This is a genomic window from Mesorhizobium sp. WSM4821 (assembly GCF_055901555.1).
In genome coordinates this window covers 1,586,262-1,612,534 of sequence record NZ_CM148371.1, presented here as the reverse complement: position 1 = coordinate 1,612,534, position 26,273 = coordinate 1,586,262, and the positions used below count along the sequence as shown (strand labels likewise).

Genomic DNA, 26,273 nt, shown 5'->3' with positions numbered 1-26,273 from the left:
GGCGGGACACGGACGCCCCGTCGCAAAACGGGCCATCAACCGAACCGGAAGATTACCATGCCTCTTGCCCTTTATGCCCTCGCCGCCGGCGCCTTCGGCATCGGCGTCACCGAATTCGTCATCATGGGCCTGCTGCTCGACGTCAGCACCGATCTCGGCGTCTCGATCTCGGCCGCCGGTCAGTTGATCACCGGCTATGCGCTGGGCGTCGTCATTGGCGCGCCGTTGCTGACGATCGCCACCGGCCGCTGGCCGCGCAAGGCCGTGCTCCTGGCGCTGATGGCGATCTTCACGCTGGGCAACCTCGCCTGTGCGCTCGCTCCCGGCTACTGGACGCTGATGGGTGCCCGCGTGCTCACCGCCTTCGCCCACGGCACCTTCTTCGGCGTCGGCTCGGTGGTGGCGACGGGACTGGTGCCGCCCAACAAGAAGGCCTCGGCGATTGCCCTGATGTTCACCGGCCTGACCATCGCCAACATTCTCGGCGTGCCCTTCGGCACCTGGCTCGGCGAGGCCTTCGGCTGGCGCGCAACGTTCTGGGCGGTGACCCTGGTCGGGATAGCGGCCTTCGCCATCATTCTGCTCTTGGTGCCGCGCGGCAAGGCGGCGCCGGAAAAGAGCGACCTGCGCGGCGATCTCGCCGTGCTCGGCCGTGCGCCGGTCCTGCTTGGTTTCGCCACCACAGTGCTTGGCTATGCCGGCGTCTTTGCAGTCTTCACCTATATCGCCCCCTTGCTGACAGAGATCACCGGTTTTGGGGAAGCAGCCGTGTCGCCGATCCTGCTTGTCTTCGGCGGCGGCCTCATTGCCGGCAATCTGCTCGGCGGCAGTTTCGCCGACCGCTGGCTGGTGCCTTCGGTTCTCGGCACCCTCGTCGTGCTGGTGCTGGTGCTCGGCACGATGACCTTCGCCCTGCATAGCCGGGCGATGGCCGTCATCTATGTCGGCCTGCTCGGCGCCGCCGCCTTCGCAACCGTGGCGCCGCTGCAGATGTGGGTGCTGGAAGAGGCTGAAGGAGCCGGCCAGAGCCTCGCCTCGTCCTTCAACATCGCCGCCTTCAATCTCGGCAACGCCGCCGGCGCCTGGCTCGGCGGCGTCGTCATCGCCCATGGTCCCGGCCTTGGCGCAGTCACCTGGGTCGCGGCGCTGCTGCCGCTCTCGGCGCTGGTCGTGGCTGCGCTGGCGCTACGCCTCGACCGAAATCCCGTCCTCACAGCACCAGAAATCGCGCGGTCGTAGGTCGGCAAACCTCAACCGCTCTTCAAAAAATCTTCCGACATCATCAAGGAGCAAAACCATGGATTATCGACGTCTTGGCGCATCGGGCCTGAAGGTCCCGGCTCTCTCGTTCGGCGCTGGAACCTTCGGCGGTTCGGGGCCGCTGTTCGGCGCCTGGGGCAACAGCGATGCGACGGAGGCGCGGCGACTGGTCGACATCTGCCTGGAGGCCGGCGTCAACCTGTTCGACACCGCCGACGTCTATTCGAACGGCGCCTCCGAAGAGGTGCTCGGCGCGGCCATCAAGGGCCGCCGCGATGCCGTGCTGATCTCGACCAAGACCTCGCTGCCGATGGGCGATGGACCCAACGATGCCGGCTCGTCCCGTTCGCGCCTCATCAAGGCCGTCGAGGACGCGCTGAACCGTCTCGGCACCGATTACATCGACCTGCTGCAACTGCACGCCTTCGACGCCGCAACCCCGATCGAGGAGGTGCTGTCGACGCTGGATAGTCTCGTGCGCGCCGGCAAGCTGCGCTATGTCGGCGTCTCCAACTTCTCCGGCTGGCAAGTGATGAAATCGCTCGGCCTGGCCGACAGGCACGGCTATCCGCGCTACGTCGCCCATCAGGTCTACTACTCGCTGGTCGGGCGCGACTATGAATGGGAGTTGATGCCGCTCGGCCTCGACCAGGGTGTCGGCGCGCTCGTGTGGAGTCCGCTCGGCTGGGGTCGCCTGACCGGCAAGATCCGCCGCGGCGAGCCGCTGCCGGAAAAAAGCCGGCTGCACGACACCGCAAGCTTCGGACCCCCGGTCGAGGACGAGCAGCTCTACCGGGTTGTCAATGCGCTCGACGCCTTGGCCAAGGAAACCGGCAAGACCGTGCCGCAGATCGCCATCAACTGGCTGCTGCAGCGGCCGACAGTCGCCTCCGTCATCATCGGCGCGCGCAACGAGGAACAGCTGCGCCAGAACCTCGGCGCCGTCGGCTGGTCATTGACATCGGATCAGATGAAGAAGCTCGACACGGCAAGCGAAGTCACCGCGCCCTACCCGTACTTTCCGTATCGCCGGCAGGAAGGCTTTGCCCGGCTCAGCCCGCCGGCGGTTTGACCCCGCTCGATACATCAAACGTCCGGGATAGGGCGTGTTGAGATCCAGGTGAGGCCGAGTCGAGAATGGTGGTTTCCGAGAACCGGAACGGAGCGTACTTAAAGTATGTGAGCACCGGCCTACGCCGGCCGTAGCCTTGACTACCACGACCGCTCATTGAGTGCTTCGGCCGGCGAAGGCCGGAAGCGCAGGAAACCGCCATTCGCAGGCCGGCCTCATTTGAATATCGGCACGCCCTAATGCAGCACGAACTCGCCGTCGACCTTGTGCCATTCATTGGGCGCGATCAGCTTCTGGTGCGTATAGCTCACCGAATGCAGCGGACCGTCGAGCCTGGTCTGCCAGAACTCGATGAACCGGATCAGCACCGGAAATTTCGGAGCGATGTCGTAATCCTGCCAGATGAAGCTCTGCAGCAGATGCGGATGATCGGGAAAATGATAGAGTATCTTGGCCGTGGTCAAGCCATAGCCCTTGAGCATCAGGTCCATCTCGGATTGGTCGCGCATTGCGGTCCTCTGGGTTGATTCTCCTTTCCTCCCAATGCGAAATAGTGCGCGCTATTTGCTTAATCGTCTATTGATTTTTTATGGTTCAGGCTGGGTTTAACACGCAAAAACATGTAGTTAGCAGCGATACAGCCTGAGTGCTGACAGCGCCGAAGAGAGCCTCTGCGGCATCCCGCCGCGCGAATCCAACGTCTAATGTTGCCGTCACCGCGGAACTGTTAATAATGCGCGCGAATTCGCGGCCGCTTCGCCGCGATGCCGCCGGCGGTCAAGCCGGGCGGCCTGGTTTTCGGGGAGGAAGTGAAAAAATGTCCGAGGTTCATGTCCATCGCGTCCAGCCGGCGTGGAAGAAGAACGCGCTGATCGACAATGACACCTATTTGAAGTGGTATGCCGACAGCGTGAAGAACCCGGACAAGTTCTGGGGCAAGCACGGCAAGCGCATCGACTGGTTCAAGCCCTACAGCAAGGTCAAGAACACCTCCTTCAACGGCAAGGTCACGATCAAATGGTTCGAGGACGGCCAGACCAACGTTTCCTGGAACTGCATCGACCGGCACCTCAAGAAGCGTGGCGACCAGACCGCCATCATCTGGGAAGGTGACAATCCCTATGACGACAAGAAGATCACCTACAACGAGCTCCACGGGCATGTCTGCCGGCTCGCCAATGTCATGAAGAAGCACGGCGTCAAGAAGGGCGACCGCGTCACCATCTACATGCCGATGATCCCTGAAGCGGCCTACGCGATGCTTGCCTGCACGCGCATCGGCGCCATCCATTCGGTGGTCTTTGGCGGCTTTTCGCCGGATGCATTGGCCGGCCGCATCGTCGACTGCGAATCGACTTTCGTCATCACCGCCGACGAAGGCCTGCGCGGCGGCAAGTCCATCCCCTTGAAGGAAAACACCGACAAGGCGATCGACATCGCTGCGAAGAATTTCGTGATGGTCAACAAAGTCGTGGTCGTGCGCCGCACCGGCGGCAAGGTCGGCTGGGCTCCCGGGCGCGACGTCTGGTACCATGACGAGATCGCTTCGGTGAAGGCGGAATGCAGGCCGGAGAAGATGAAGGCCGAGGATCCGCTGTTCATCCTCTACACGTCGGGCTCGACCGGCAAGCCGAAGGGCGTGCTGCACACCACTGCCGGCTATCTCGTCTATGTCTCGATGACGCATCAGTATGTCTTCGACTACCATGACGGCGATATCTACTGGTGCACCGCCGATGTCGGCTGGGTCACCGGCCACAGCTATATCGTTTACGGGCCGCTCGCCAACGGCGCCACCACGCTGATGTTCGAAGGCGTACCGAACTATCCGTCGCAGTCCCGCTTCTGGGACGTCATCGACAAGCACAAGGTCAACATCTTCTACACCGCGCCGACGGCGTTGCGCGCCCTGATGGGCGCCGGCGACGCCCATGTCGCCAAAACGTCGCGCAAATCGCTGCGCGTGCTCGGCACGGTCGGCGAGCCGATCAATCCGGAAGCCTGGGAGTGGTACTTCAACGTCGTCGGCAACGGCAAGGTGCCGATCGTCGACACCTGGTGGCAGACCGAAACCGGCGGCATTCTGATTACGCCGCTGCCCGGAGCCACCGACCTGAAGGCAGGCTCCGCGACGCGGCCCTTCTTCGGTGTCCAGCCGCAGCTCGTCGACGGCGACGGCAAGGTGCTGGAAGGCGCCGTTGACGGCAACCTTTGCATCACCGACTCCTGGCCGGGCCAGATGCGCACCGTCTACGGCGACCACGAACGCTTCGTGCAGACCTATTTTTCCAGCTACAAGGGCAAATACTTCACCGGCGACGGCTGCCGCCGCGACGCCGACGGCTATTACTGGATAACCGGCCGCGTCGACGACGTGATCAACGTCTCTGGCCACCGCATGGGTACGGCCGAGGTCGAATCCGCGCTGGTCAGCCATGACAAGGTCTCCGAGGCCGCCGTCGTCGGCTACCCGCACGACATCAAGGGCCAAGGCATCTATTGCTACGTCACGCTGATGGCCGGCGAGCAGCCGGGCGAGGAGTTGCGCAAGGAACTCGTCGCTCATGTCCGAAAGGACATCGGCGCCATCGCCACACCCGACAAGATCCAGTTCGCGCCGGGCCTGCCGAAAACCCGTTCGGGCAAGATTATGCGGCGCATCCTGCGCAAGATCGCCGAGGACGATTTTGCCTCGCTCGGCGATACCTCGACGCTGGCCGATCCGGCGGTGGTCGACGACCTCGTCGCCAACCGGCAGAACAAGAGGGCCTGATGCAATGGGCGCCGTCACCGGGCTTTGGCGCTATCCGGCGAGTTCGCTCGCCGGCGAATGCCTGGAGGTGATCTCGGTCGGTCTGGAAACCATCGATGGCGACCGCCTGTTCGGCCTTGTCGATGCCTCGAACAATGAGATCGCACGGCCCGATCGCGAGGCGAAATGGCACAAGGTGCCACGCATCCGGACCCGGTTATCGCAAGCCCGCGAACTGGAGATCGCGACGCCACAGAGCGATTGGCTGCCAGCGCCTGGGGCCGAAAGCGACCGCGCTGTTTCCGCCTTTCTCGGCTTCGAGGCCTCGATCCGTCCGTTTCGCCAAGATGCTGCGCCGGACTACGCCGGTCCCCTTACCGCGGAGCGCTACCGCAAGGCTCCGGTCCACCTCCTGACCACCGCTTCGTTGGCGCGCCTGAAGGCGCTGCATCCCGACGGTGCCGCCGACCCGCGCCGCTTCCGCCCAAACATCGTCGTCGACATGGCGGCTGTCGAGGGATCGTTCCCGGAAACGGAATGGATCGGTCGCAAGCTGGCGATCGGCGACCTGCTGTTGACAATCTCCGAGCCGTGCCGCCGCTGCGGCTTCACCATCATCGCCCAGGATGGTTTCGACGACGATCCGGCGATCCTGCGCAGCCTGGTCCGCCACAACGCGCACAATCTCGGCGTCTACTGCACCGTCGACCGGCCAGCCCGCGTCGAAATCGGCGAGACGATGCGGTTGGTCTAAAGCGCGTCACGTTTGAACGGATTCATGCGATGCGCTTTAAGTTCTTGTTTTTATGCATGTCGTTATCCCAAAACCGCTGCGCATTAGACCCCAAGAAGGCGTTGAACAATGCCGCTCGATTCGATGCTTTTTCGCTCGCCAGCGTATCGAGGGGTGCCCCGAACCGGACCTCGCAGCGCTAAACACCGCACCGGACTATCCGCCGTCGACGAGGCAATTCGTCGGCGTATCCATATGCTGCCATTCACACTGACATCCGGACGAACGCGTCGATAACTTCCCTCGGTTTTTTAATGAGGGGCAGCTAGTGTGCCGCGGCCGAGATGTTTTGGTTGAGGCTGAAAAAATTCATGGGATCATATTTCCGCTTTACCTCGGCAAGCCGACTGTAATTGTCACCGAAAGAGGCACGGATCACGTCGTCCGCGGGTTCGCTCTGAAAGTTGAGGAGGTGCATGCCACTCGAATGCTGCTCGAACGCATCGTACATGGCCCGCACCCAGGCTATATGCCTTTCGCTTTCGGCCGGATCCGTCCACTGCGCAGTCATCCCGATGTTGTATTCCGCGTTCCGCTGGGCGAAGGCGGAGTCCGCGCGACTGACCCGGCCTGGCGCGCCGCCGTAGAACTCCACGAGACAGGCCGAGAGAGGCGACTCCATGCGGTTTCCATGCTCAACAAGCAGGTCGATGACCGTATCGGTAAGTTGCGGAACAAAGCTCGCCTTCCAGTAATTGTGGGTGCCGTCCGGGAATGCCCCGTCCAGCAGCTTCTGCATCGACGGGTAGGGCATTGGCTGTATGGCGTCGAGCAGCGGCGGACCGAAGGCTCGCAGCGGCGCCAGCACGCGTGCGCCTTCTTCCATGTCTCCGCACCAGCAAGCGACTATGCCGACCGCCGGCGTGCCGTCCGGCGTCGTCAACATGGCCGCGTAGGCAGTCAGTTCCTCCGGTGTCGTGGCCATGAAGTCGCGATAGAAGCGCAGCAGTTCGCGGGTCTTGTCGCGGCCGTGAACAATCAGGCCGCCGAACACCGAGGATATTTGCTGCGCGCGGAAGGTGAAGCAGGTGACGATGCCGAAATTGCCGCCTCCGCCGCGTAAGGCCCAGAAGAGGTCGGGGTGTTCTTCTGCGCTGGCCGTCAGCAGGCGTCCCTCCGCCGTCACCAGCTCAAACGAGATCACGTTGTCGCAACTCAGCCCGTGCTTGCGCACCAGCCAGCCTACGCCGCCGCCGAGTGTGAGCCCGGCAACGCCGGTCTTCGACACGACGCCGACCGGCACCGCCAGCCCATGCAGATGTGTCTCGCGGTCGAGGTCGCCAAGGGTCGCGCCGCCCTGCACCCGCACGGTGCGCGTCTTGGGCTCAACCAGCACGCCACGCATGGCAGAGAGGTCGACAACAATGCCGTTGTCGCATAGTGCCCGCCCGGCGACATTGTGACCGCCCCCACGCACCGCAACGAGAAGGTCGTTCCTAGCCGCAAATTTCACCGCTTGGATTACATCGGCGACACCGAGGCAGCGTGAAACCAATCCCGGATGCCGGTCGATTGCCGCGTTCCAAATCCGGCGCGCCTCGTCGTAGTCGGCATCAGCAGGCCGGACTAAGCGTCCAGCCAACCCGACGGCGAACTCATCGATAAGATCGGTGCCAATCCGCACGCCACTGCGGTTTTGAAGTCCCGTCGCTGCCATGTCCTCCTCCTCAGCCTCGTTGCACGTCAGCATTGACCAAGCCTCGGAGGCAAAAGGCAGCATAACACCAGCGGGTGGGCTTGTGATGTGCCAAAACACCCTCGATCAGATCAGAGCCCACTAGTCGCAAGCGTTGCCGTCACAGACAGGTCACCGTGTCTGGCACGCAGCCCCGCGGCACGCTTTTGGCCTGGGGCTGCAGTCGGCTGTCGTCGGCCGAGATGCCTGTTCGAAAAGCAGCGGGCCAATGCGGAGTTCGATATCCTCGAACGCTAGAGACGCCGCTGGCGACATTCTCTCCAAAATGACCCCAGCAGGCTTCGCAGCGATTCTCGCAGCAACCAAGGCGTCAAACACTGGCCGCTGGGCCGTTGCGCTTATGAGTTCACGACCTGAACCAACTACCGGTAAAGGTCCGCCCGCGTCGGTGGCAGGCCGCTGGGCCCACGCGCACGCTTGGTGACGACGGTCTGGAATATCTGTGCCGAGGCGCGTTCGAACGTGATCGAACAGCCGGTGAGATAAAGCAGCCAGAGGCGCGCCCTGGCTTCGTCGACCTCGGCGATCGCTTCGTCGAAGCGTGCGTGGAGGCGCTCGGCCCAGAGACGGCAGGTCCGGGCGTAGTGCTCGCGCAAATTCTCGACGTCGTAGACGAGAAAGCCGTGCGCCTCGAGATTGCCGAGCGTCATGCCGATCGTGTCCAGCTCGCCGCCGGGAAAGATGTATTTGATCAGCGCCTTGAATTCCGGACCCTTGCGCAAGGTCTTCTTCATGTTGCCGTTGTCGCGCCGGGTGATGGCGTGGTGCAGATAGATTCCGCCCGGTTCGAGCAGGCGGTGGCTGGCCGAGAAATAGGCGGCGTGGTTGGCGAGCCCCAGATGCTCGAACATGCCGATCGACGATATTTTGTCGAAGGAGCCGGACAGCTCGGCATAGGACTTTATCTCGATGGTGACGCGATCCTCCAGCCCCTCGGCGCGGATGCGCTCGCGGGCGAGCTGGGTCTGGGCTTCCGACAGCGAAACGCCGTGCCCGACGACACCGTAATATTTCGCGGCATGGATGAGCATGGCTCCCCAGCCGCAGCCGATATCGAGCAGCCTTTCGCCGGGCTTCAGCCGGAGCTTACGGCAGATATGATCGAGCTTGTCTTTCTGCGCCTGGTCGATGCTGTTGGCGAAATCGGTGAAATAGCCGCAGCTATAGACCATGGTTCATCAAGGAAGAGCCCGTAGAAGGCGTTCGAAATATCGTAGTGATGCTGGATCGCTTGCCTGTTCGACCCACTGACGAAGGGGTTGTGCCCGGAAAGGTCGGTCCGTCATCTGTTTTCTCGAAAACAGCACGGTTGGCAAGTCGCGCAGGACTGCCAGCTTTCGGCAGCGACTTGAGCTTCGTCCTGAGCTTGCCACTCGAAGGCAGGGCGTAGACATCGAACAGCGATCCGTCTTCCACGTCGATGATCTTGGAAATCCACATCTCGATCAGCGTCGAGAAGGAGGGCCGGCGTATCACCTGCCAGACGATGTCCTGGTCGTTGATAGTGAGCACCGGGCCGGTGGCAGGCCCGATCCGCTCGCCGGTCCAGAGCTTCACCGCGAAACCCGGCTTCAGCGTTTCGATGACCGTTCGGACGATCCGTGCGGCTCTGTGCGCTGCCTCCATGCCGCTCCTCCCATGACTCTCCTCCCGGGCCCTCCTCCCATGCTCCGAATGCTGGCGCGGTCCGACAGGAGTTTGCCCGTCCGATTGGCCGGTCGCAACCCATTCCGATCCGCGAGCAGGCGCCGCGCGACATTTTTCGGCGCACCGCCTTGCCATTTACGGATCGGCACCCCATCATGAGGGCTGTTTTCAACAGATCGAAAGGAGGTGATCCGATGTCGAGTGATTTCGTTTTCCAGAACGTGGCCTCAGCGGATTGCACTTTCGGGAAGCAGTCTTCCCGTTAAGGCGCGAGATGCGCGGCAGGTGACCTGAAGGTCGCCGCCATGGGCCGCGCCATGGACGGAAACACGGAAGGCCGCCGGCTTCGAAAGAAGCGGCGGCCTTTTCCTTTTGGTTTGGCGTATCAGCCCAACGGGGAAGGTCAGCGTTTGATGGTAAGTTTCTCGATGTTCTGGGTGATCTCGTCGAAGGCGGCGGCCAATTCCGTGCCCGTGGCCGCCTCGTAGTAGTGCTTCAGCAAAGACGTGTCCGCTGTAGAGCAGTTCTTGAGCACGCTCTTTGCCTGGTCCCGCTCGGTCACCGTCATTGTCGGATTGTTCAGATCAAAGCCGATCGTGAATATCTCGATGCCATCGCGCTTCATGTTGCTGCAGATGCTTTCGGCATTGCCTCGCGACATCTGGCCCGCATTCTGTGATTTTGGCGCACCGCGCCCGCCGGCGAATGCCGTATTGAACTGGCCGTCCGTCATCAGGATGGCGACCTTGGCAACTTTTTTCTTGTCGAAATTGGCAGGCCCGGCACCCAGCCTGGCGTTGACAATGGTCGAGCGCCACGAGGGTGAAAGCATATAGTATCCCCATTGAGCCGCGATACCGCCGGCGGTCACGCCATCCGCCTTGAAGTCCGCAATCGTGTCGAGCAATTTTTGCTTGTCGGCCGTCAGCGGAATGAGTTCCGGTTTCGGGCAGGTCTTCATGTGATCGTCGCGGTTGACTTTAGCCAGATAGGTTTTGCCTTGCTTGTTCAGGCGTGGCTCGGACGGCCCGTCGGACAAATAATCGGCATAGCCATCCTTGTCCTTGCGCTCGGTGGCGCATTTGTCGCGAGGTGGCGTCCCCGACGATACCAAAATCGGTGTGCCCTCCGCCGGCGGCACATCCGATCCACCCGCTTGCTCAACGAAGACGCTGCCCGCGAGACCGCCGGTGTTCACCGCTTCGGCGTAGGGAATGATCGCTACGCGCACGCGCGGATTTTTCGGATCAAGATTTTCGTCCAGCAGATCCTCCACAGCCCCCGAAGCCGCGTCCTGCAGGTCGCCAATTTTGTCGGTCTTGGCCCACCAGTTGGCGGCCATCGATCCGGTCACATCGAGCATCATCGCCACTTCGATCGTCTTGTCCGAATAGACCGCCGTCGTCGATGCCCTGACGCGCTGCATATCGCCCATGCTGAAAAGCGGGAAGTAAAACCCGACATCGACATGGGCGTCCGCCTGAACCGTGTTGGCGGTCCGGTCGACGGTCAATTTGTCGAGGACGATCTGGCCGGCGCTCAGGATGCCGGCTTGGCTGTTGGCGTTGAGGAACGCCTGCACCGACCTATTGGCATCGGCCTCCTTGATGACGCCTGTCGTCAGGTCGCGCGCCGTCGAGGTCACCGCCGCGTCGACAACGCCTTGCAGGCTCGACTTGGCGTTGTAGAGTTGGGAAACGTTGACGCCAAAGCCGACGCCCAGCGCCAGCACCGACGCGACCATGCCGAGCAGAACCGCGAAGTTTCCGCTTCGATCCCCGGCAAAGCCGCTGACCGCGTGAACAAGACCCCCAAAATGCCGCATGCTTCTGCCTCCATTCGCCACGACCTCGAGGCCGTGCGAAGGCGCAGTGCAGGATTCCGGCCGGATGACGCCGCTAAGGGGCCGAAAGCCGGTGGCACATCGTCAAACCGTTGTTTCTGCTTGGTTTCGAAATGCGGCAAGGTGAACAACCGGTAAACGAGAAGCCGCTGCGGCAATTTCGTTTACGAAGCGCTTACCATGATCACGCTGTCTGCCGTGGAGTACGAGAACCCAGTCCTGATCCGGCACAGGCGCGTTGTGCCGAAGCGGGGCGACCATCACAACGGGACGCCCGCTGTTCGCGCTTGGCGCCCTATGCCAGCATCTGCGCGCTGACGGTCTTGTCGATGCCGCGATGGGGCGGGTTGAACAGATTGCTTTCCTGCTCGTAGGTCCAGACCTTGAACAGGCCAAGCCGGTGCTGGCCGAAACTGTGCAGCAGCGGCACGTCGGTGGCGTCGCGGCCGCGCGCGATGACGACCCGACCGATCCTTGGCATGTTGTGGCGGGGGTCGAATGTGTACCATTTGCCGTCGAGGAACACTTCCAGCCACGCCGAAAAATCCATCGGCGCCGGGTCTACCGGCACGCCGATATCGCCGAGATAGCCGTTCACGTAGCGAGCGGGGATGTTCATGCAGCGGCAGAGCGTGATCGCCAGATGAGCGAAGTCGCGGCAGACGCCGACACGCTCCTCATGCGCCTGCGCCGCCGTGCGCGTCGGGCGCGCATAGCCGTAGCCGAAGGACAGACGGTTGTGGACATAGTCGACGATCGCCTGCACCCGTGCCCAGCCGGGTGGAACAGGGCCGAAAACCTGCCAAGCCAGATCGCCGAGATGATCGGTCTCGCAATAGCGGCTGCCGAGCAGATAGCCGAGCACGTCGTCCGGCAACTCCGCCACCGGCACTTCCCTGGCCAGCGTGTTGACCTCGTCGGGCTCGCCGCTGTCCTCGACGACGGCGTCGTAAAGAATGCGAAAGCCGCCGCCCGGCGCCGTGAAGCGGCGGCAGGCATTGCCATAAAGGTCGTGATAGAGCCTGGTCGGGACCGAAGGCGAGGTCAGCACGCGCGTCTGCCGCTTGATGTCGGCCTGCCGATCCTTGTGGATCTCGAGCAGCGAAATCACCGGGGTGGCTTCAACACAGTCGATGGCAATTTCGTAGCCGAGCCGAATCAGCATCGCAACTCCCCCCTTTTAGGCGTCGTGGAAGACAATGTAAGCAACGCGAGAAGGCAGACCGTGGTTCCCTAGGATAGTCGAAAAGGCGATCTCGCGCCTTCCCATGCAGCCGACGCGACGCTACGGTCTGTCGACATGCTTTGATCCCTCCGAAATGATCCTCAGGATAGCACATGTTCGCAGGCAAGAAATTCGCGGCCTTCCTGTTCGACATGGACGGCACGGTGGTCAATTCGATTGCCGCGGCAGAAAGGGTCTGGGCGGATTGGGCACATCGGCAAGGTCTCGACGTTGCTGCATTCCTGCCGACGATCCACGGCGTGCGGGCGATCGAGACCATCGCTCGGCTGGCGCTTCCAGGCGTCGATCCGATGCGCGAGGCCGATGCGCTTTTGCAGGCCGAGGCGGCCGACGTCGACGGCATCCACCCGATCGCCGGCGCCACGGCGTTTCTGGCGTCGCTGCCGCCCGAGCGCTGGGCCATCGTCACCTCCGCACCACGCGAACTCGCTCTCCTGCGCATCGCGGCCGCCGGCATCCCGCTTCCCGCCATTCTTGTCGCGGCGGAGGACGTTTCCCGCGGCAAGCCGGCGCCCGATTGCTTCCGGCTGGCGGCCGAGCGGCTCGGCGTCGATGCGCGCGACTGCCTCGTTTTCGAAGATGCGCCCGCCGGCATATCGGCGGCCGAGGCGGCAGGGGCTGCGGTCGTGGTGATCAGCGCCACGCACCGGCATCCGCTGCAAACGCCGCACGCCGCGATCGCCGGTTATGACGCGATCGGCATCGCCCTTGACGACCGCGGCTGGATCGCGCTCGCGCCGGAGCGGCTGGGCTCAGGCCATGTTGAGATTCAGGTCAGGCCGAGCCGAGAATAGTGGGTTGCGAGAACCGGAACGGAGCGGACTTTCGGATCCGTCAGTACCGGCCTACGCCGGCCGTAGCCTTAACTGCCACGACCGCCCATTAGTGCTTCGGCCGGCGAAGGCCGGAAACGCAGGAACCCGCTATTCGCAGGCCGGCATCACCTGAATATCAACGCCCTAGAAATCGCTGGCCAGGCCCTTGACCTCCCAGTCGCCATAGCGGCCGGGTTCCTTGCCGCCACGGCCGCCGATCTCCCGGGGCATCGCGGCTTCCTGCTGGCTATAGTGTTGGCGCCGTGCTTCCGCTTCCGCCAAAGCGCGGCGGGCCGCCGGCGTCAGCGTTTTGTGCGGCGCGCCGTGATCGGGACCGGCACTTGTTCTGCTGGTTTCGCCTGTTTTACTGGTTTCGTCGATCATGCGATATTCCCGGCCGATTGAAACAGGGCATAGCCTTTCCCATCATATAGCGATGAGCCGACAAGGATCGACCCTTTTTACGCAGAGCCGGCAGAAACGGAGCAGACAATGAACACACTTCGCACCGCCATGCTTTTGGCCGCGATGACCGCGCTGTTCATGGGCGTCGGCTATCTGATCGGCGGATCGGGCGGCATGGTGATCGCCTTGCTGATTGCCGCTGGCATGAACCTGTTCAGCTACTGGAACGCCGACAAGATGGTGCTGTCGATGAACCGCGCCGTCGAGGTCGACGAAAGGAACGCGCCGGAATACTACGCCATCGTGCAGAGCCTAGCCAATCGGGCCGGCTTGCCGATGCCGAAAACCTACCTGATCGACAACCCGCAGCCCAACGCTTTCGCCACCGGCCGCAACCCGCAAAACGCCGCTGTCGCCGCCACCACCGGCCTGCTGCAACGGCTGTCGCATGAAGAAGTTGCGGCGGTCATGGCGCACGAGCTCGCCCATGTGCAGCACCGCGACACGCTGACCATGACGATCGTCGCCACGCTTGCCGGGGCGATCTCGATGCTAGGCAATTTCGCCTTCTTTTTCGGCGGTAACCGCGACAGCAACAATCCGTTCGGCTTTGTCGGCGTGCTGGTGGCGATGATCGTGGCGCCCTTCGCCGCGATGATCGTGCAGATGGCGGTCAGCCGTACCCGTGAATATGAGGCCGACCGGCGCGGCGCCGAAATAGCCGGAAACCCGCTTTGGCTCGCTTCGGCCCTTGACAAGATCGCCCGCGGCGCCGAACGCATCCGCAACCCGGATGCGGAACGCAATCCGGCGACTGCCCACCTCTTCATCATCAATCCACTTTCCGGCGAGCGCATGGACAGTCTGTTTTCCACCCACCCGAACACCGACAACCGCATAGCCGCCTTGCAGGCAATGGCGCGGGACATGGCCGGTGGCGCATCTGCCCCTGCTCAGCGGCATTTGCCGATGCCGCGGCCGGCGGCGAACGAGCAGCGGCCTTCGGGCCCGTGGGAAAAGGCAGCCCAGCAGCCTGAGCAGCCGCCGGCTGAACCCACCCGGCCGAAATCCAATCCCTGGGGCCGCAATCCGACCGGACCCAAGGGTCCATGGTCGTGAGCGGATCGAAACGCCGGCACCGAATTTCAGGCGATCATGAAAACAATGCCGTGAGCGCCGGCGAGCCCGTTGCCGGGCTTGCCGCGCGCAGGGCGGCGGCACGGCTGCTTGCCGCCGTCATCGACGCGAGAACGCCGCTTGACGGGCTGACCGACCATGAGAACGGCCATCCGCAATACAAGGCGCTCGATTTGCGCGACCGGGCGCTGGTGCGCGCCATACTGGTCACTGCGCTGCGTTTCCGCATGACCATATCAGGGCTGCTGGCCCGCCGCCTGGAAAAGCCGCTGCCACCAAACGCCACCGCGCTTTCGCATGTTCTGCATGTGGCGGCGGCGCAGATCCTGTTCCTCGACATTCCCGACAGCGCCGCCGTCGACCTTGCCGTCACCCACGCCAAGTCCGACCCGCGCACGCTGCGTTTTTCCGGTCTCGTCAACGGCGTGCTGCGCACGCTGGCGCGGTCCAAAGAGGTCGAGCTAACCGCAGCGCTTGCTGCTACCGACGAAGCGCCAAAATGGTTTTCCGACCGGCTGAAAGCCGCCTATGGCGTCGACAAGGCCAGGCAAATTCTCGCCGCTCATCGGCACGAGGCGCCGGTCGACTTCACGGTCAAGTCCGATCCGGCGCTGTGGGCCGAGCGCCTCGGCGGAATCGTGCTGCCGACCGGCACCGTGCGCGTGGAGAAGCTCAGCGCCCCCGTCACCGAACTGCCCGGCTTCGAGGACGGTGCCTGGTGGGTTCAGGATGCCGCCGCCAGCCTTCCGGCCCGGCTCTTCGGCGACATAAAGGGTTTGCGCATCGCCGATCTCTGTGCCGCTCCCGGCGGCAAGACCGCCCAGCTAATTCTTGGCGGTGCCGAGGTCACCGCCGTCGACACCTCGAAGACCCGGTTGGCGCGGCTCTCGCAGAATCTCGAACGCCTCGGTCTGGCCGCGGAGATCGTCCAGGCCGATGTGCTCAAATACGAGCCGGAGGAGCTGTTCGATGCCGTTCTCCTCGATGCGCCCTGCTCTTCGACCGGCACGGTGCGGCGGCATCCCGACGTGCCCTGGACAAAGACGGCTGCCGACGTCGAAAAGCTCGCCGATCTGCAGGCAAGGCTGCTCGCCCGCGCCGTCACCCTGGTCAGGCCCGGCGGGCGCATCGTCTTTTCCAACTGTTCGCTTGATCCGCTCGAGGGCGAGGCTCTTCACCGCGCCTTCCTCGCCGGGACGGCTGATATCGTCGACGATCCGCTCCGTCCAGGCGAGATCGCCGGCATCGACTCCTTCCTGACGCCGCAAGGCACGTTGCGCACCACGCCCGCCGATCTCGAACTTGGCTCGCCGGAACGGTCCGGCCAGGACGGCTTCTTCGCCGCCCGCATGCGCAGAGCCGGCTGACGCTGAAAATTTGACGACTATTTTAGGGAGAATCCTGCGGAAAACAGGCTGAACTCCAGGGCTTCCGTTGAATTCGCCTTCGCATAAGTTCTTGAATCACATAAACTTGTCACTTGAGTTGAGGGCGATGAGGAGGGCTTTTGGCGATCGCGGCGGGCAGCACGACGCGTCTGTGGGCGCTTGTCGCGAAGGAATTCTGGCGCAAGACGCGCCGGCGCCTGCGTGCCGGCCCGATCTATCGCTGGCGCTACTCCGGGCGCACGCCGGAACGCGTTTTGATCGCACCGCCGGACCTGCGCCTGGCCGACCCGCAGATCGCGCTTGAAATCTATTATGGCCGCTATCCGCTGTCGGGACATCTGGTCGAGACCGGCGGCAAGTCGCCCTTTCAGGTCGCCGTGCCCAATTCCGGCTGGCAGAAGACCCTGCACGGCTTTCGCTGGCTGCGACATATGCGCGCCGCCGGCACCGAGCTCGCCGCCGCCAATGCCCGCGCGCTGGTCTCCGACTGGATCGCCATGCATGGCAACCAGATTTCCGGCGTCGCCTGGGAACCCGGCACGACGGCCAAGCGCGTCATTGCCTGGCTGCAGCATTCATCGGTGGTGCTGCAGGGCGCTGAATTTCCCTTCTACCGGGCTTTCCTGAAATCGCTCGCCGTGCAGATCCGCTATCTCAGGGCGATGGCACGCGAAATGCCGAACGGCAAGGACAGGCTGCGCGCCCGCATCGCGCTCGCCTTCGCCGCCTTGTCGCTGCCGGCGCCGGCGTCGGCGCTGCGCGGTGCGACCCGCAATCTGGCCGAGGAGCTCGAACGCCAGATTCTGCCGGACGGCGGCCATATTTCCCGCAATCCGATGACCGTTCTCGAAATCCTCGCCGACCTTCTGCCGCTGCGCCAGACCTATGCCAATCAAGCGGAAACACCACCAGCGGCGCTGATGGGCGCCATCGACCGCATGCTGCCGGCGCTGCGCTTCTTTCGCCATCAGGACGGCAGCCTGGCCCGCTTCAACGGCATGGGCGCGACCATCCACGACCGCATCGCCACCATTCTGCGCCATGACGACACCGCCGGCGCGCCGTTGCTGCACGCGCCGCATTCGGGCTATGAGCGCCTCTCCATGGGCGGCGTCACCGTGATCGCCGATGCCGGCCCGCCGCCCCCCATCGATGTTTCCAACGCGGCGCACGCCGGATGCCTGGCCTTCGAACTGTCCTCCGGCCGCCACCACTATATCGTCAACGCCGGCGTCGACACCTATGGGGCCGCTGAATTCCGGCCACTTGCCCGCGCCACGGCCGCCCACTCGACCGCCACCATCAACGACACCTCGTCGGCGCGCTTCAGCCATTCGCTGCGCGTCAACGATCTCCTCGGCAGGCCGTTGATCGGCGGCCCGCAGCATGTGCCCTGCAAGCGCACCGACCAGCAGGGCAGCCAGGGTTTCCTGGCCCGTCACGACGGCTATGTCGCGCGCTTCGGCTTCCTGCATGAGCGCGAATTGAAATTGTCGACGAATGGCAACGTGCTCGCCGGCAGGGACCGTTTCCAGCGGCCCGGCAATGCTGCGATCCGCAACAACGGCCGCGATTTCGTCGCGGTCCGCTTCCACATCCATCCCGACATAGGCCTGCTCCAGGACGAGCATGATCGCCTGCTGCTGACCGCCGACCAGGCCGACACCTGGGTGTTCACCTGCGCCGAGGTGGTGCCCGAGGTCGAAGAATCAATCTATTTCGCCGGTCTTGGCGGCCCTCGCCGCAGCCGGCAGATCGTGCTGGCCTTCAAGGCATCGGAGGTTTCCGAAGTCCATTGGCAACTGACGCGAACGGTCATCGCCGGCCATCCGGAAAGAAGCTGAGACTGTCCAGGGGCAATCGCTTCGCGCAAAGTGGAGTCCACTCGTATGGGGCTCTCAATTATCAGCGTCGGCGGAGCGATTGCCCTGTGAACCTGGCCTGCGGTGCTTGATTTCCTGATGTCATGTGCTACGGCGCGCGGACACTTTCCAAACCGAAAGGCCGCCAGCCCATGGCCGTCGCCGCCAAGAACATACCCGCGCCCGACCTCGTTCCCGTCCGCCGCGCGCTGCTTTCCGTTTTCGACAAGACCGGTCTCATTGATTTCGCCAGGGCGCTCGCCGCGGCAGGCATCGAGCTGGTCTCCACCGGCGGCACGGCAAAGGCGATCGCCGAGGCAGGCATGGCCGTGCGCGACGTTTCCGACCTCACCGGCTTTCCCGAGATCATGGACGGCCGCGTCAAAACGCTGCATCCGTCCGTGCATGGCGCGCTGCTTGGCGTGCGCGACGATCCCGAACACGCCGCGGCGATGCGCGATCACGGCATTGAGCCGATCGATCTCGTCGTTTCCAGTCTCTACCCTTTCGAAGATGTCCGCCACTCCGGCGCCGCTTATGCCTCAATCGTCGAGAACATTGACATAGGCGGCCCGGCGATGATCCGCGCCTCGGCCAAGAATCATGCCTATGTCGCGATCGTCACCGACCCCGAGGACTATGCCTCGGTGCTCAACGCACTGGAGATGAATTTCGGCTCGCTCTCGCTGGATTTCCGCAAGAGGCTGGCGGCCAAGGCCTTCGCCCGCACCGCCGCCTACGATGCGGCGATCTCCGGCTGGTTTGCCGAAGCGCTGGAGATCGAGCATCCCACCTGGCGCGCCTTCGGCGGCAGGCTGGACCAGGTGATGCGCTACGGCGAGAACCCGCATCAGAGCGCCGGCTTCTACGTCGATGGCGACAAGCGGCCGGGCGTCGCGACCGCGCGCCAGCTTCAGGGCAAGCAGCTTTCCTACAACAACATCAACGACACCGATGCCGCTTTCGAGCTGGTCGGTGAGTTCGATCCGGCCCGCTCCGCCGCCGTCGCCATCATCAAGCACGCCAACCCGTGCGGCGTCGCCGAAGGCGCTTCGCTGAAGGCGGCCTACGCCAAGGCGCTGGCCTGCGATCCGGTCTCGGCCTTTGGCGGCATTGTCGCGATCAACCAGGTCCTCGATGCCGAAGCCGCCGAAGAGATCGTCAAAACCTTCACCGAGGTCATCATCGCGCCGGACGCCTCGGAAGAAGCTATCCGCATCGTCGCCGCCAAGAAGAACCTGCGCCTGCTTGTCACCGGCGGCCTGCCCGATCCGCGCGCGGCCGGAACCACCGTGAAATCCGTTTCCGGCGGGTTGCTCGTCCAGGGCCGCGACAATGCGGTGGTCGACGACCTCGACCTGAAAGTGGTGACCAGGCGCGCACCGACGCCGGCCGAAATGGCCGATCTCAAATTCGCCTTCCGCATCGCAAAGCACGTCAAGTCGAACGCCATCGTCTATGTCAAGGATGGCGCCACCGTCGGCATCGGCGCCGGCCAGATGAGCCGGGTCGATTCCTCGCGCATCGCCGCGCGCAAGGCACTCGACGCGGCCGAGGCTGCCGGCCTGGCAGAGTCGCTGACCGCGGGCTCCGTAGTCGCCTCGGATGCCTTTTTCCCGTTCGCCGACGGACTGCAGTCGGCCATTGAAGCCGGCGCCACCGCTGTCATCCAGCCGGGTGGCTCGATGCGCGACGAAGAGGTCATTGCCGCTGCCGACGCCCACGGCATCGCCATGGTGTTTACAGGCGTGAGGCACTTCCGGCATTGAGCGCCTTACCCTCCCTTGTCGGGAGGGTCGGCGAACGATCTTTGCGAAGCAAGTGAGACGGAGGGGCAGCGCCGCGCCCCCCACCCCGCTCCGCTTCACGGATCGACCCTCCCCACAAGGGGAGGGTAAGGTCATCCCTCCGGCCGGTTGTCCGCCGGATACGGCGTCTTGACCAGGATCGCCAAGCCGACGCCGAGGAACAGCACGATTGCCGCCATGCCGAGCCGCGACGAGCCGCTGGCCAAGGTGATCGTCGCCACCATGAATGGTGCAGCAAAACTGGTCGCGCGTCCGGCCAGCGCATAGATGCCGAAATAACGGCCCGATTCGGCGGCGGTGACGCTGCGTGCCATGTAGGAGCGCGAGGATGCCTGCACCGGCCCAAAAGCAAGCCCGATCAGCAGACCGAAGAAGATGTAGGCTTTTTCGGCCGGTGTACCGAACAAGCCGCCGCTGTCCGTTCCGGGCATCATCCAGGCGCCGAACAGCGTATAGCCCGGCCCTGTCGAGACGATACCGATCGTTGCGACGCTGAGCAGAACAAGCGAAATCATCACTATGGTTTTGGAACCGAGCGCCGTGTCGAGGCGTGCGGCAACCAGGCAGCCGACGATGGCAACGACGTTCAGGATGATGCCGAACAGGCCGATCTCGGTGATCGACCAGTGGAACATCGCCGCCGCAAACGCACCACCGAGCGCGAGCAGCGCATTGACGCCATCCTGATAGATCATGCGGGCGACGAGAAAGCGGAAGATGCCGCTGCGCTGGCGTATTTCGGTCAGCGTCGATTTCAGTTCCGACAGCCCCTCGCGCACCGCCGGGCCGAGAGGAATGCCCTTCACGGCATCCGGTGTGAAAAAGAACATTGGCAGGATGAACAGGAAATACCATGCCGCCGACAGGGGCCCGGTCGCCCGTGCGTCCTCGCCGAGTTTCGGGTCGAGCCCGAGGATAGGGTCGAGGCCGACGATCGTCTTGCCGGTCTCCAGTGAGCCCGCCATGAAGCCGACGACAAAGATCAGCGCGATCATGCCGCCGAGATAGCCAAGCCCCCAGGCGATGTTCGAGATTCGGCCGATCTCGCTCTTGGGCACCAGGCGCGGCATCATCGAATCGTTGAATACGGTCGAGAATTCCGCCGCGACCGAGGCCAGCGAGAAGAACAGCACGACCAGGAAAAGGTTCGAACCGGGGGCAGCGAACCACAGCAGGCAAAGACTGGCGATCTTGATCGCAGCGAAGAACGCGATCCACGGTTTTCGCGGGCCGGTCTGGTCGGCGATCGAGCCGAGGATCGGCGACAGCACGGCGATGGCCAGCCCCGCCGCGGCGATGCCGTAACCCCATGCCGCCTGGCCCGTCTCCGGATCGCCTGCCATGCGCGAGACGAAATAGGGACCGAAGATGAAGGTGGTGATGACGGTGAAGAACGGCTGCGCTGCCCAGTCGAACAGCATCCACCCCCAGATGCCGCGTTCGGGCGCTCGCTGCACTGCTATTTCGGCCATAGTCCCTCCCAGATCCGACGCCCTAAAGCGGGGCGCCGTCGGATTGCTCTATAGCGCAGTTCTTGCCGGCAATCCCGCGCGATGTGGAAGACGTCTCACAGCGCCGTCAGGTCGCTCATCAGCCCCGATGCCACCGCCAGCCGCGACACAGTGATGTCGCCGCCCTCGGTCAGCGCCTGCAGCTGCTCGCGGATACGCCCGACCCGGTCGCCGCCGGCATCCAGCCATGCCGCCACCGGATCCGGCGCCTTGGCATGGCCGGTCAGCGCCGCCACCGCGATGCCGCGCCTGGCGGTGCCGATCGTGTCGGTAGCGCGGGAAAGAGCCAACTGATCGTAATAGTCGGACGGCATGATCGAGCGCGCAGCGTCCTCGACGCGCGGAATGCGGAAGGCATCGCTGACAGCGAAAAACGCCTTCGCGGCGACGACGATGTCTGCATTCGCCGTCCGGGCGGTCAGAGCGATGTCGGGGACGAGGCCTGCCACGTCGGTCAGCGCCAGCTGTTCGGCCAGCCTTTCGGGCGCACCGTCCTTGGACAGGCCGTGCCGCCGCTCCTCGGTCCGTTCTCGAGAGAAGGTCGGCAGCAGCGAAACGAGCTTCGGCTCCAGTGCCTTGCGCGCGTCCTGCAGTTCGGCGATCCGTTGGCCGAGCAGTGCGGTGCTGGCATCGTTCTTGAGATACCAGCCGCTGGCCACGTAGATAAGCCGGCTAACCGACTGATAAAGGTCGAGCTGTATCTGTCCGTCGATCTGGTTGTCGAGCGCATCGACCTCGCGATAGAGTCCCGGTAACCCGAAGCCGTCCCGCACCAATGCAAAGGTCCGAACCACGTCGGCGACACTGCGGCCGGTCGTTTCCTGCAGCCGGTCGACGAAGGTTGGGCCGCCGCGATTGACCAGATCGTTGGCGAGAACACGGGCTATGATCTCGCGGCGCAGGCGATGGCCATGGATCTCGGCCGCGTATTTCTTCGCCATACGGTCTGGAAAATATCCGATCAGGTCACGGTCGAAGTGCGGATCGTCCGGCACGTCGCTGGCGACGATGTCGGAAAACAGCACGATCTTGGCATAGGCGAGCAGCACGCCGAGCTCGGCCCTGGTCAAAGGCTCGCCGCGCGCCTCACGCTCGGCAAGGGCTGCGGGAGACGGCAGCGTCTCCACCGAGCGGTCGAGCAGCCCGCGCGCTTCGAGCGCCGTCATGAAGCGGCTCTGATGGGCGATATCGGCGAGGCCGCGCTTGCGGGCAAGTGACAGGGCCAGCGTCTGCTCGTAATTGTTGGACAGCACCAGCGCGCTCACCTCGTCCGTCATCTCGGCAAGAAGCTTGTTGCGCACCGGACGGGTCAGCGCCCCCTTGCGCATGGCGGAAGCCAGCGCGATCTTAATGTTGACCTCGACGTCGGAGCAGTTGACGCCGCCCGAATTGTCGATGGCGTCGGAATTGCAGCGCCCGCCATTCAGCCCGAACTCGATGCGCGCCCGCTGCGTGACCCCGAGATTGGCGCCCTCGCCGATGACCTTGGCGCGCACGTCGAGCGCGGTCACCCGAATGGCATCGTTGGCGCGATCGCCGACATCCTGGTTGGTTTCTGTCGATGCCCTCAGATACGTGCCGATGCCGCCGAACCACAAAAGGTCGACCGGCGCCTTGAGGATGGCATTCATGATCTCGACCGGCGAGGCGGTTGTCTTGCCAAGGCCGATTGCCGCAGCCGCTGCCGCCGGCAGCGTGATCGACTTCTGGCCACGCGAGACGATGACGCCGCCTTCGGACAGTTTTGTCTTGTCGTAGTCCTGCCAGCTCGAACGCGGCAAGGCGAACATGCGCCGGCGCTCGGCCATCGAGGCGGCCATGTCGGGATCGGGATCGATAAAGATGTCGCGATGGTCGAAGGCGGCGATCAGTCGGGTCTGCTCGGACAACAGCATACCGTTGCCGAACACGTCGCCCGACATGTCGCCAACGCCGACCACGGTGAAAGGTGTGGTCCGGATGTCGCGATTCATCTCGCGGAAATGCCGCTTGACCGCTTCCCAGGCACCTTTGGCGGTGATGCCCATCTTCTTGTGATCGTAGCCGGCCGAGCCGCCGCTGGCGAAGGCGTCGTCGAGCCAGAAGCCATGTTTCTCGCTGATGGCGTTGGCGGTGTCGGAAAAGGTAGCCGTGCCCTTGTCGGCGGCGACGACGAAATAGGGATCGTCGTGGTCGCGCCGGGTCACGCCGGCCGGCGGAATGACGCCGTCCAGGCCGATATTGTCGGTGATCGACAACAGGCTGGAGACGTAGTTCTTGTAGGCGGACGCGCCGGCTTCGAAGATGGCGTCGCGGCCGGCGCCCGTCGGCAGCTTCTTCGGATAGAAGCCGCCCTTGGCGCCGACCGGCACGATCACCGCATTCTTGACCTGCTGCGCCTTGACCAGGCCGAGCACCTCGGTGCGGTAGTCCTGGGCGCGGTCCGTCCAACGCAGGCCCCCCCGTGCGACCGGGCCGAAGCGCAGGTGCACGCCCTCGACCTCGGAGCCGTAGACGAATATTTCCCGCCACGGCCGCGGCGCCGGCAGGCCGTCGACCGCCTGCGAATCGAGCTTGATCGCCAGCGACTGGCCCTTCTGCTTCATATCGGCAACGAAATGATTGGTGCGTAGCGTGGCTTCGATCAGGTTGAGGTAGCGGCGGATGATGGTGTCGTCGTCGATATTGGGAACCTCTTCCAAGGCATCCTTGATCTTGGCCTTGAGATGCTTGGCCGCGACCACGCCCTCCGTCTCGGCCGTCGGTCCGAGGCGGGCAACGAACAGCGCATGCAGGCCGCGCGCGATCTCCGGATAGCGGTTGAGCGCGGCGGCAATGAAATCCTGGCTCTGGGGGATGCCGGCCTGCTGCAGATAGCGGCCATAGGCGCGCAGGATGGCAACCTCGTCCGACCACAGGCCGGCGGTCTGGGCAAGGCAGTTATAGCCGTCATTGTCGATGTCGCCACGCCAGACGGAAAGGAACGCGTCCTCGAACAGCGCGCCGCCATTGCCAAGGTCGATCGGCTTGCCGTAGCTGTTTTCGAGCTCCATGTCGTGGATGAAGACCATGCCCGGCTGATCACTATTGATCATGCTGGAGGCGTCGTTCCCGACCTCGAAGGTGCGCTCGCTGATAACGCGGAAACCGATGTTCTCCAGCACCGGCACCCGCCGCGACAGCGCCACCGGGCTGCCATGGTGGTAGACCTTCAGCGCCGCTTGATGCGCTTCCTGGTCGGCATGACGGTAGTAGTCGATGGCGATCGGATTGGCCGCATCGATCCTAGCGATACGCCCGGCATCGGCCAGCGCAATGGCCGGCGCGAAGCTGTCGCGATAGCTTTCCGAGAAGCGCGCGGCGATTGCCGTGAGCGCTGCATCGGCGCCGGTCTCCGCCGCAGTCTCGCGCAGCGCATCGTCCCAGGTCCGCACGATGGCGCGGATCGCTGCCTCGATCGTCGCCTGGTCGATCTTCGGCGTCTTGCCGCCGGAACGGCCGATGATGAAGTGGACACGAGCCAGCCCGCCTTCCGGAAAGGCCGGGTAGTAGGCCGACAGCCGGCCTTCGAACACGGTTTTCAAATAGGCGCCGATCTTCTCGCGCACCACGCTGTCGTAACGGTCGCGCGGGACGAAGACGAGGATCGAGACGAAGCGGTCGAACTGATCGGCACGCACCAGCGCCCTGACGCGCGGCCGTTCGACAAGCCCCAGAATAGCTTCGGCATGCTTGCGCAGGATTGGCACCGGAACCTGGAACAGCTCGTCGCGCGGATAGCTCTCCAGCACGTTGATCAGCGCCTTGCCGGAATGATCTTCAGGGTTGAAACCGGACTTGGCGATGATGGTTTCGGCCTTCGAGCGCAGATAGGGGATCTTCATCACCGAACGCGTGTAGGCGGTCGAGGTGAACAGGCCGACGATGCGCAGCTCGCCCGCAAGCGCGCCCTTGGCTGTGTAGGTCTTGACGCCGATGTAATCGAGATAGATGCGGCGGTGCACCGCCGACTTGGCGTTGGCCTTGGTGACGATCAGCGGCTCCGGGCCGTACAGGAAAGCGCGAATCTCCGGTGTCGTCGTCACGGCTTCGGTGCCGCGCCGCAGCACCAGCACATCGGGATCGGAGAGAATGCCGAGGCCGGGTTTTTCGGTGCGCTCCAGGGTGCCGCTCTTCTCGCCGCCGGTGTATTTGAACTCGCGCATGCCGAGGAAGGTGAAATTGTCGTCGCGCAGCCATTCGAGGAAGGCGATCGCCTCGGTGACGTGGGCCTTGTCGAGCGGCACCGGAGCGTAGCGGAACTCCGAGATCGCCTGGTCGAGACGGGCCAGCATCGGCTTCCAGTCGGTGACGGCCGCGCGCACCTGGCCCGATATTTTCTTCAGCCGCCCTGCCAGGGCCTCGGCCTGCTCGGCCGAAAGGCGGCCGATGTGGACGTGGATGACGCTCAGCCGTTCATGGGTGTGATCGCCCTTGGCAAAGCCGCCATCACCGAGGATTTCGTCGACGCCGCTTTTGCCGTGCCTGACGACGATGACCGGATGGGTGACGAGCAGCGGCTCGCCGGCGCTCTCGGTGATCTCGCCGAGGATGGAATCGAACAGGAACGGCATGTTGTCGTTGACGACGGTGATCACGGTAATCGCTCTGCCTTGGCGGACGACACCGGAATCGACGTCTATGGCGACCACGCAATCGCCCTTCTTGTGCTTGGCGACGGCGCGTCCGGCGAGATCGGCGGCGCGTTCGAGATCGGCGACATCATAGGCGGCGACATCTTCGGCCGGCGCTCGGGCCAGCAGGTAATCGGCAAGCCTGCCGGGCTTTTCGCTGCCCTTGGTGGCAATCATCTTTTTCAACTGGCTTGCGGATTTCAGGCTGGCCATGGCGCTAATTCCCTCCCGTCACATGCTTTTGCAACTATGGTAGCAGATGACCGGTATTTGGCGACAAAGGTTTGACGGTAGCGACGAAATGTCGGAATTCGGCAGCAAATCACCGACGAACGAGGAAAAACACCCCATGGCCGGAAAGATCACCGCACTCGATCTCGGACCCG

At 63.7% G+C, this 26,273-nt stretch carries 16 protein-coding genes and 1 pseudogene; 9 read left to right on the top strand and 8 right to left on the bottom strand.

Annotation, left to right across the window (positions count from 1 at the left end):
* Positions 1 to 57: 57 nt before the first annotated feature.
* Together AC0NID_RS07630 and AC0NID_RS07625 are read left to right on the top strand one after the other, a co-directional pair.
* Positions 58 to 1,239 (top strand): MFS transporter, encoded by a 1,182-nt coding sequence (locus AC0NID_RS07630; protein ID WP_473452333.1) that lies wholly within the window; start codon positions 58 to 60, stop codon positions 1,237 to 1,239.
* 58 nt (positions 1,240 to 1,297) lie between these two features.
* Positions 1,298 to 2,332 (top strand): aldo/keto reductase, encoded by a 1,035-nt coding sequence (locus tag AC0NID_RS07625; RefSeq protein WP_473452331.1) that lies wholly within the window; start codon positions 1,298 to 1,300, stop codon positions 2,330 to 2,332.
* 236 nt (positions 2,333 to 2,568) lie between these two features.
* On the opposite strand, the gene AC0NID_RS07620 is transcribed toward AC0NID_RS07625, so the two are convergent.
* Positions 2,569 to 2,841 (bottom strand): usg protein, encoded by a 273-nt coding sequence (locus AC0NID_RS07620; RefSeq protein WP_126035692.1) that lies wholly within the window; start codon positions 2,839 to 2,841, stop codon positions 2,569 to 2,571.
* A gap of 308 nt (positions 2,842 to 3,149) precedes the next feature.
* On the opposite strand from AC0NID_RS07620, the gene acs reads away from it, so the two are divergent.
* The gene (gene acs, locus AC0NID_RS07615) at positions 3,150 to 5,105 is read left to right on the top strand and encodes an acetate--CoA ligase (RefSeq protein WP_473452329.1); all 1,956 of its coding nucleotides are present in this window, start codon (positions 3,150 to 3,152) and stop codon (positions 5,103 to 5,105) included.
* A gap of 4 nt (positions 5,106 to 5,109) precedes the next feature.
* Complete coding sequence (locus AC0NID_RS07610) at positions 5,110 to 5,838, top strand: MOSC domain-containing protein (RefSeq protein WP_473452327.1); 729 nt, start codon at positions 5,110 to 5,112, stop codon at positions 5,836 to 5,838.
* A 304-nt stretch (positions 5,839 to 6,142) separates the two neighbouring features.
* Here AC0NID_RS07610 and AC0NID_RS07605 read toward each other — a convergent pair whose 3' ends face one another.
* The 4 genes and pseudogenes from AC0NID_RS07605 to AC0NID_RS07590 all read right to left on the bottom strand — a co-directional run bounded on the left by AC0NID_RS07605 (position 6,143) and on the right by AC0NID_RS07590 (position 12,228).
* Entirely contained in the window at positions 6,143 to 7,534 is a 1,392-nt protein-coding gene (locus AC0NID_RS07605) for an FAD-binding oxidoreductase (protein ID WP_473452325.1), read from the bottom strand.
* A 401-nt stretch (positions 7,535 to 7,935) separates the two neighbouring features.
* A pseudogene (locus AC0NID_RS07600) lies at positions 7,936 to 9,199 on the bottom strand (class I SAM-dependent methyltransferase).
* Between the two features lie 424 nt (positions 9,200 to 9,623).
* On the bottom strand, positions 9,624 to 11,045 hold the full coding sequence (locus AC0NID_RS07595; protein ID WP_473452322.1) for a pilus assembly protein TadG-related protein: 1,422 nt from the start codon (positions 11,043 to 11,045) through the stop codon (positions 9,624 to 9,626).
* A gap of 313 nt (positions 11,046 to 11,358) precedes the next feature.
* Positions 11,359 to 12,228 carry a transglutaminase-like domain-containing protein gene (locus AC0NID_RS07590; RefSeq protein WP_473452320.1) on the bottom strand — a complete coding sequence of 290 codons (870 nt, stop codon included), beginning with the start codon at positions 12,226 to 12,228 and terminating at the stop codon, positions 11,359 to 11,361.
* 173 nt (positions 12,229 to 12,401) lie between these two features.
* Here AC0NID_RS07590 and AC0NID_RS07585 point away from each other — a divergent pair, with 173 nt between their 5' ends.
* Positions 12,402 to 13,103 (top strand): HAD-IA family hydrolase, encoded by a 702-nt coding sequence (locus tag AC0NID_RS07585; protein WP_473452318.1) that lies wholly within the window; start codon positions 12,402 to 12,404, stop codon positions 13,101 to 13,103.
* A 165-nt stretch (positions 13,104 to 13,268) separates the two neighbouring features.
* Here AC0NID_RS07585 and AC0NID_RS07580 read toward each other — a convergent pair whose 3' ends face one another.
* Entirely contained in the window at positions 13,269 to 13,508 is a 240-nt protein-coding gene (locus AC0NID_RS07580; protein WP_473452316.1) for a DUF1674 domain-containing protein, read from the bottom strand.
* Between the two features lie 108 nt (positions 13,509 to 13,616).
* On the opposite strand from AC0NID_RS07580, the gene htpX reads away from it, so the two are divergent.
* From htpX to purH, 4 genes are all read left to right on the top strand, one after another.
* Complete coding sequence (gene htpX, locus AC0NID_RS07575; RefSeq protein ID WP_473452313.1) at positions 13,617 to 14,648, top strand: zinc metalloprotease HtpX; 1,032 nt, start codon at positions 13,617 to 13,619, stop codon at positions 14,646 to 14,648.
* Entirely contained in the window at positions 14,639 to 16,033 is a 1,395-nt protein-coding gene (locus tag AC0NID_RS07570) for an RsmB/NOP family class I SAM-dependent RNA methyltransferase (protein ID WP_473452311.1), read from the top strand. The genes htpX and AC0NID_RS07570 overlap by 10 nt, the downstream gene beginning before the upstream one ends.
* A gap of 140 nt (positions 16,034 to 16,173) precedes the next feature.
* Positions 16,174 to 17,898, top strand: coding sequence for a heparinase II/III family protein (locus tag AC0NID_RS07565; protein WP_473452309.1), 1,725 nt, complete (start codon positions 16,174 to 16,176; stop codon positions 17,896 to 17,898).
* A 170-nt stretch (positions 17,899 to 18,068) separates the two neighbouring features.
* A complete protein-coding gene (purH, locus tag AC0NID_RS07560) occupies positions 18,069 to 19,685 on the top strand; it encodes a bifunctional phosphoribosylaminoimidazolecarboxamide formyltransferase/IMP cyclohydrolase (protein WP_473452307.1) in 1,617 nt (538 codons plus the stop codon).
* 131 nt (positions 19,686 to 19,816) lie between these two features.
* Here the strand turns inward: purH and AC0NID_RS07555 are convergent, their stop codons facing one another.
* Both AC0NID_RS07555 and AC0NID_RS07550 read right to left on the bottom strand, forming a co-directional pair.
* Positions 19,817 to 21,196 (bottom strand): MFS transporter, encoded by a 1,380-nt coding sequence (locus tag AC0NID_RS07555; RefSeq protein ID WP_473452305.1) that lies wholly within the window; start codon positions 21,194 to 21,196, stop codon positions 19,817 to 19,819.
* 95 nt (positions 21,197 to 21,291) lie between these two features.
* Positions 21,292 to 26,100 (bottom strand): NAD-glutamate dehydrogenase, encoded by a 4,809-nt coding sequence (locus AC0NID_RS07550; protein WP_473452303.1) that lies wholly within the window; start codon positions 26,098 to 26,100, stop codon positions 21,292 to 21,294.
* Positions 26,101 to 26,273 lie beyond the last annotated feature (173 nt).